This window comes from Flavobacteriales bacterium TMED191, assembly GCA_002171975.2.
Classification (GTDB): domain Bacteria; phylum Bacteroidota; class Bacteroidia; order Flavobacteriales; family TMED113.
Map to the genome: position 1 here is coordinate 101,494 of NHIO02000051.1, position 6,902 is coordinate 108,395.

The 6,902-nt window shown below is 30.6% G+C and carries 8 protein-coding genes and 1 tRNA gene; 4 read left to right on the forward strand and 5 right to left on the reverse strand.

What is annotated here, in order from left to right; genetic code table 11:
* The first annotated feature begins 20 nt into the window (after window positions 1-20).
* Window positions 21-1,043, forward strand: a complete 1,023-nt coding sequence (locus CBD51_006165) for a phenylalanine--tRNA ligase subunit alpha (GenBank protein ID RPG58079.1) — start codon at window positions 21-23, stop codon at window positions 1,041-1,043.
* 3 nt (window positions 1,044-1,046) lie between these two features.
* On the opposite strand, the gene pyk is transcribed toward CBD51_006165, so the two are convergent.
* Genes pyk through CBD51_006185 form a run of 4 tightly spaced genes read right to left on the reverse strand, consistent with a single transcriptional unit; the run spans window position 1,047 to window position 4,503 of the window.
* Window positions 1,047-2,483, reverse strand: coding sequence for a pyruvate kinase (gene pyk / locus CBD51_006170; protein RPG58080.1), 1,437 nt, complete (start codon window positions 2,481-2,483; stop codon window positions 1,047-1,049).
* Window positions 2,484-2,485: 2 nt separating this feature from the next.
* Window positions 2,486-2,959: an IPExxxVDY family protein gene (locus CBD51_006175; GenBank protein RPG58081.1), complete on the reverse strand. Its 474-nt coding sequence runs from the start codon at window positions 2,957-2,959 to the stop codon at window positions 2,486-2,488.
* 46 nt (window positions 2,960-3,005) lie between these two features.
* Window positions 3,006-4,256 (reverse strand): beta-ketoacyl-[acyl-carrier-protein] synthase II, encoded by a 1,251-nt coding sequence (fabF, locus tag CBD51_006180; protein ID RPG58082.1) that lies wholly within the window; start codon window positions 4,254-4,256, stop codon window positions 3,006-3,008.
* A gap of 10 nt (window positions 4,257-4,266) precedes the next feature.
* Window positions 4,267-4,503 (reverse strand): acyl carrier protein, encoded by a 237-nt coding sequence (locus CBD51_006185; GenBank protein ID RPG58083.1) that lies wholly within the window; start codon window positions 4,501-4,503, stop codon window positions 4,267-4,269.
* A gap of 126 nt (window positions 4,504-4,629) precedes the next feature.
* On the opposite strand from CBD51_006185, the gene CBD51_006190 reads away from it, so the two are divergent.
* Together CBD51_006190 and CBD51_006195 are read left to right on the forward strand one after the other, a co-directional pair.
* Window positions 4,630-5,199: a phosphoribosylglycinamide formyltransferase gene (locus CBD51_006190; protein RPG58084.1), complete on the forward strand. Its 570-nt coding sequence runs from the start codon at window positions 4,630-4,632 to the stop codon at window positions 5,197-5,199.
* Entirely contained in the window at window positions 5,186-5,668 is a 483-nt protein-coding gene (locus tag CBD51_006195; protein RPG58085.1) for a ribonuclease HI, read from the forward strand. Before CBD51_006190 ends, CBD51_006195 begins: the two co-directional genes overlap by 14 nt.
* Here the strand turns inward: CBD51_006195 and CBD51_006200 are convergent.
* Window positions 5,665-6,570, reverse strand: a complete 906-nt coding sequence (locus tag CBD51_006200; GenBank protein ID RPG58086.1) for a sugar kinase — start codon at window positions 6,568-6,570, stop codon at window positions 5,665-5,667. The genes CBD51_006195 and CBD51_006200 overlap by 4 nt on opposite strands.
* Before the next feature lie 79 nt (window positions 6,571-6,649).
* Between CBD51_006200 and CBD51_006205 the strand changes: the two genes are divergently transcribed.
* A tRNA-Asn gene (locus tag CBD51_006205) sits at window positions 6,650-6,723 on the forward strand.
* The last annotated feature ends 179 nt before the right edge of the window (window positions 6,724-6,902 follow it).

Below are 6,902 nucleotides of genomic sequence, written 5' to 3' on the forward strand. Positions count from 1 at the left end.
TACAAACAAATATATTATAAATGCAGGAGAAAATAAATAAATATATAAATGACATTAATAATGCCTCAATTTCAAGTGACGAAGAGGTTAGTAATTTTAATAAAAAATATCTAAGCAAAAAGGGAGTTTTGAATCAATTATTTAGTGAATTTAAATCTCTTAGTGGGGCTAGAAAACGCGAGTTTGGCCCGCTATTAAATAATTTGAAAAAAATAATTACTGAAAAGTCACAACTCCCAAAAGTTATTAATAAAGATAATTCAGGCAAAAAGTCTAACAATATAGATAAATCTTTACCTTCTACTTGTGAAGATATTGGGTCTTTGCACCCGCTTTCTCAAGTTAAAAGAAGAATTATAAGTATTTTTGAAAAGGTGGGATTTACTCTTTCAGAAGGGCCTGAAATTGAAGATGATTGGCATAATTTTTCAGCTTTAAATATGCCTAAAAATCATCCTGCTCGTGATATGCAGGATACTTTTTTTCTCTCACTTGACCCGGACATGCTATTAAGAACTCATACTTCTTCGGTTCAAATAAGATATATGAATGAAACCCCGCCTCCAATAAGAACGATATCTCCAGGTAGAGTTTACAGAAAAGAAGATATATCTGCTCGTGCAAATTGTTTTTTTCATCAAATCGAAGGATTATATATCGACAACGATGTTAGTTTTTCAGACTTAAAAAAAATGATCAACTATTTTTTAAAAAGTTTATTTGGTGATAATGTACAAACAAGATTTAGGCCTTCCTTTTTCCCATTCACTGAACCAAGCGCTGAAGTAGATATTTATTGGGGTTTAAATTCCGAATCTGACCACAAAATTACTAAGGGAACGGGTTGGTTAGAGATTATGGGATGTGGTATGATAGACCCAAATGTGTTAGAAAATGTCAATATAAATCCTAAAATTTATTCTGGCTTTGCTTTTGGACTAGGTATTGAACGAATTGCTATGCTATTATACCAGATAGATGATTTAAGATTATTTTTTGATAATGATATTCGATTTTTAAAACAATTTCAGTCAACAAATTAATAATTATCTCACCTTTTCCAACTTTAGCATGTTTGTCATCCCCTTTTCTTTAATTGGCATACTTGCAATATTTATTACAAAATCTCCGGATTTAATTATTTTGGATTTTTTTAATATCAATTGAGTTTCCTCTATAGTATTATCCGTACTATCAAACTTATTATAATAAAATCCAAAAACACCCCAAATTAAACTCAATGTATTGAGCAATTGCCTATTATGGGTAAAAACACAAATGTGAGCATTCGGCCTGTTAGAGGAAACTTTTTGCGCATTATAGCCTGATGCAGTAAATGCTAAAATGGCTTTTGCTTCTACCTGATTAGCAATTTCAGATGCTTGATAACATATTGAATCAGACACATATCGATGGTTAGATTTTAATGGTAAGATTTTATTAAAAAATTTTCTTTCGTCAGATGCTTCTACATCTAAGATAATTTTGGATATGATCCTAATCACTCTAATTGGATATTTACCAACAGAAGTTTCTCCCGAAAGCATTAATGCATCTGCACCATCAAATACCGCATTAGCGGCATCATTTGTTTCAGCTCTTGTTGGGGCTAAATTATTAATCATACTTTCCATCACTTGTGTAGCGATAATCACAGGTTTTGCGTTTCGGCGTGCAGCTCTAACAATTTTTTTTTGTAAGACTGGCACCTTTTGTGTTGGAACTTCAACACCCAAGTCTCCTCTAGCAACCATTAAAGCATCTGAGTGTCTTATAATATTATTTAAATTTTTTATTGCTTCGGGTTTTTCAATTTTTGCAATTATTCTGGATTTTGAATTATGCTTTTGTAAGATCTCCTTAAGATCCAAAATATCTTTACCATTTCTTACAAATGATAATGCAATCCATTCAATTTTATGTTCTATACAAAAGAAAAGATCTATTTTATCTTTATCAGTTATTGTAGGGATAGATATTTTAGTATTTGGTAGATTTAGACCCTTTTTTTCTTTTAGTTGACCCCCTTGTACAACAAGACAATGAATTTGATGATTTTTGATTTGAGTTACTTTTAAAACAAGTTTTCCATCATCTAGCAAAATTTTGGCCCCATATTTTACATCATTATTAATTGTTTTATAATCTACAAAAATCTGGTTATTATTAGATTTATTATTGCCATGTTGTATTATAATATTATCTCCTTTGTGAAGAGTACAATTTTTTTCAACTGTTCCAATTCGGAGTTTAGGACCTTGTAAATCACCCATTATAGCAACATGTGTATCGAGTTCTAAATTTAATTCAGTTACAATATTTATAATTTTGAGAGCATCTTCATGATTAGAGTGAGAGAAATTAATACGGCATACATTGAGGCCCGCCATAATCATCCTTTTAATCTTTTTTTTAGATAAAGAATTTGGACCAATGGTACCAACCACTTTTGTTCTTTTTAGTCTATATTTTTTTTCAATCATTTTTAAAAAATTAGATTATTAATAGACTTTAACGTATTTAAATCTATATGTGTTTCGGAGTTTATTTGTGTTATCATATTAAGATTCTTAGAAATGTCTTTTATCTCATGGGTTTTCCAAACACCAATAAGCTTAAGCAAATAGTCAAATTTACTTAATTCTGGTATTAAAAATGCTGTATTGACAAATAATCCAGAACTAAACAATGAGTTTTCAGCACTGAAATTTTCGTTGTAAAGTGATTTATTGCAAATTAAATAGCATGACTTTTCATAATCTAAATCGTTATCTTCAAAGGTCGAAAAGTAAATATTTTTGCCATTAATTACACAGTGTAAGTCTTCGACCATTCGTCTAAATAAGAAGTTAGAATATTTATTAAGAAAATACGCAAGACGATAATCTTCTATGTTGCTTCTAAATGCAAATAAGTTATAATTTTTTTTGTAATCATTACTAGATAAATGCAGTCTCATGTTTTAAAATTGGTTATTCATATAATTAATAAATTTTAACAATAACTTAGTTAAAATTTTTAAATATAATCGATGCATTGTGTCCTCCGAAGCCAAAAGTATTGCATAGACTATAGTTTACAGATTTTTCTTGTGCAGAATTAGCCGTATAATTGACTTTGGGGTCCAATTGAGGGTCTAATGAATCTAAATTGATAGTAGGAGGTATTGTTTTATGTTTTATAGCAAGTATTGAGGCAATACTTTCAATTGCACCTGCAGCTCCGAGAAGGTGGCCTGTCATAGACTTTGTAGAGCTAATATTTAAATCATAAGTATTATTTTTGAACACGTTATGTATAGCTTTCATTTCTGACACGTCTCCCAAAGGAGTAGATGTTCCATGTACATTAATATAATCTATTTGTGATGATTCAATCTGCGCATCAGACAGTGCTTGTTTCATTACATTAATTGCACCGGCTCCATCAGGGTGAGGGGCGGTTATATGATAGGCATCAGCTGACATGCCTCCTCCTACAATTTCTGCATAAATTTTAGCACCTCTTTTTCTAGCGTGGTCATAATTTTCTAGAATTAGGGCTCCTGCTCCTTCACCCAAAACAAATCCATCTCTACCAACATCAAATGGTCTTGAAGCAGTTGTAGGACTAGCATTTTTAGTAGATAGGGCTCTTAAAGCGTTAAATCCCCCCACACCTGCAGGGTGAATAGAAGCTTCTGAACCGCCACAAACAAATAAATTAGCTTTGCCCAACCTAATGTAGTTAAAGGAGTCAATAATTGCATGTGATGATGATGCGCATGCAGATACTGTAGCAAAGTTTGGCCCTCTTAAACCATATTGTATAGATATAATACCAGCTGCGATATCAGCAATCATTTTTGGAATAAAAAATGGACTGAATCGTGGAATATTTTTATTTTTCACATAGCTTTCAACCTCCTCAGAAAAAGTTTTTATACCACCAATACCAGACCCCCAAATTACACCTGCTAAATCTTTATCAATTTGATTTAAGTCAAGATTAGAATCCTTAATAGCCTCTTCTACTGCTATTAAAGCATATGAAGTATAGTTATCATATTTCCTAATTTCTTTTTTATCAAAATGATTGCTTAAATCTAAATCTTTTAATTCACAAGCAAATTGTGTTTTAAAATTTTCAGGTTCAAAATGTGTAATTTTTGCAGCTCCACTTTCTCCATTAACTAGTGCTTTCCAAAATGCTTCAATAGTATTTCCAATTGGAGTTAGTGCACCTATTCCGGTTACAACTACTCTATTAAGTTTCATAATAAATAGATTAGGAAGCGCGGCTTGTTATATATTCAATTGCTTGGCCAACAGTTGTAATTTTTTCAGCTTCATCATCAGGTATTTGAAGGTCAAACTCTTTTTCAAATTCCATAATTAATTCTACTGTATCAAGAGAGTCTGCACCTAAGTCAGACATAAAATTAGATTCATCTGTTACTTCACTTTCGTCGATTACTAATTTATCAACTATAATTGCTTTTACTTTTGATGATATTTCAGACATAATTGTGTATTTTTAGTTAAAATTTTAATTAATTTACCTAGTAAAGATATAGAATTTATTAACGTATAAATAAATAAAAAAACTAGGTTATTTACAGGGTTTTCAACATTTTAACGGTTATGTTTAATGATTAAAATAGCTGTATTTGCATCTGGAAATGGAACAAATGCAGAAAATATTATAAAATATTTTCAAAACCATCCTAAGATAATAGTAGATCTTGTTGCTTCAAATAATTTAGAGGCAAATGTGTTAAAAAGGGCAAGAAGGCATTCAATTTCGATATTACCATTTTTACCTTCGGAGCTTAAAAATGGTAAAGTAATGGAACATTTAAAAAAACAGGAAATATCCTTTATTGTATTAGCAGGGTTCTTGTTAAAAATCCCCACCAATTTAATTAGTACTTATCAAAATAGGATAATAAATATTCACCCTAGTTTATTACCTCTATATGGTGGAAGAGGGATGTATGGAATTAACGTACATAAAAAAGTTTTTGAAGAAAGAAATACCGAAACAGGTATAACTATTCATTTTGTTAATGAAGATTACGATGATGGAGCTATCATTTTTCAAGCAAAATGTTCAATAAATAAATATGATTCGGTAAAGGAAATTGCAAACAAAGTCCATAAATTAGAAAAAAAATTTTTTCCTAAAATCATAGAAAGTATATTAGATGAACAAAATTAATATGTATACAGATGGATCAGCTAGAGGGAATCCAGGGCCTGGGGGATATGGAATTATTTTAGAGTATAAGGGGCATATTAAAGAAATATCAGAAGGCTTTAAATTAACCACCAATAATAGAATGGAATTATTAGCTGTAATTGTGGGTCTTGAATCAATCAAACAAACAGACTATATGGTGTATATATTCTCAGACTCTAAATATGTTGTTGATGCAGTAAATAAAAGTTGGGTTTTTAATTGGGAGAAAAAAAAATTTGCAAAAAAAAAGAACCCAGATTTGTGGAGACGTTTTTTAAAAGTTTATCGCAAGTTTCAGATTAAATTTATTTGGTTAAAAGGACATTCTGGTCACATTCAAAATGAGAGATGTGATGAACTTGCTGTAGAAGCATCTAGGGGCCAAATATTAAAAGCAGACTTGGCTTATGAGAAATCTAAAGATACTCCAAAAGGCTTATTTGATTAAAGATTTATTTTCTCTAAAAAATTTACTCGCTCTTGAATATTTTGAATAGACTGATTCATTATGTTTTGCACACCAAAATTTTCTACACAAAAAGATGCCATTGCACATGCTCTAATAACTCCCTTTTTCATGTTGTTGAAAGAAGTGTCATTAGTACTATTAAGATATCCGATAAATGCACCAGCAAATGTATCTCCAGCACCAGTTGGGTCAATACATTTTAGTGATTTAAAAGCAGAACAATTGAAAGATTCATTTTTGTTGAATAAAATAGCACCGTGCTCTCCTTTTTTAATTATTAAAAATTCTGGACCCATTTTTTGTATTTTAGCAGCAGCATCAATCAGGTTCTTACAACACGAAAGTTGTAAAGCTTCTTCATCATTTATTATTAACACATCAGTTTTCGAAATTACTGCGTGTAGGTCATTTAAACATGTATCCATCCAGTAATTCATGGTGTCTGTAACAACTAGTTTAGGTTTAGAGTGTAGTTGTTTTAATGCCTCCATTTGTAATGATGGCATTAAGTTAGCTAGCATAAGAAATTGACAATTTTGATAATTATCAGGAATTTTAGGTTGAAAATTCTCTAGAACATTAAGATGTGTTTCCAGTGTATCTCGACGATTCATGTTGTCGTGATATTTACCAGACCAATAAAATGTTTTTTCTCCTTTTTTGATCTCAAGTCCTTCACAGTTAATTCCATGTGAAATTAGAAGATTAATATTAGCTTCAGGAAAATCTTCACCAACAATTGAAATAAGATTGGAATTTTTATTAAAATAAGAAGCTGCGATACCAATATATGTAGCAGATCCTCCTAAAATTTTATTTGCTTTTCCATATGGTGTTTCAATTCCATCAAAAGCAACAGTGCCAACTATAAGTAAACTCATATAAGTAAAATAAAATTAGTTATCAAACGATACAAAAAAACAATTATTTTCTATATTTGCTTTCTCAATATAGTAAAAATCCTCCTTAGCTCAGTTGGTTAGAGCATCTGACTGTTAATCAGAGGGTCCTTGGTTCGAGTCCAAGAGGGGGAGCATAACAAGACAAGCGGGTATTTTTGCCCGCTTTTTTTATTTTCAACTTTTTTAATTCATTGACCTTCAGGAAGATAAGTTCAACAAGTTTATTACTCTTATTGGTTCGGTATTTTTTTCCATCAAAAATTAAATTTTCGTTAAATATGGAACCTATTAGTTTTTGTTTTAGTTCAAAA

Coding starts and splice junctions, on each gene's coding strand:
- CBD51_006165 (RPG58079.1), top strand. CDS start 21: ATGCAGGAGAAAATAAATAAATATATAAATGACATTAATAATGCCTCA.
- CBD51_006190 (RPG58084.1), top strand. CDS start 4,630: ATGATTAAAATAGCTGTATTTGCATCTGGAAATGGAACAAATGCAGAA.
- CBD51_006175 (RPG58081.1), bottom strand. CDS start 2,959: ATGAGACTGCATTTATCTAGTAATGATTACAAAAAAAATTATAACTTA.
- CBD51_006195 (RPG58085.1), top strand. CDS start 5,186: ATGAACAAAATTAATATGTATACAGATGGATCAGCTAGAGGGAATCCA.
- fabF (RPG58082.1), bottom strand. CDS start 4,256: ATGAAACTTAATAGAGTAGTTGTAACCGGAATAGGTGCACTAACTCCA.
- pyk (RPG58080.1), bottom strand. CDS start 2,483: ATGATTGAAAAAAAATATAGACTAAAAAGAACAAAAGTGGTTGGTACC.
- CBD51_006200 (RPG58086.1), bottom strand. CDS start 6,570: ATGAGTTTACTTATAGTTGGCACTGTTGCTTTTGATGGAATTGAAACA.
- CBD51_006185 (RPG58083.1), bottom strand. CDS start 4,503: ATGTCTGAAATATCATCAAAAGTAAAAGCAATTATAGTTGATAAATTA.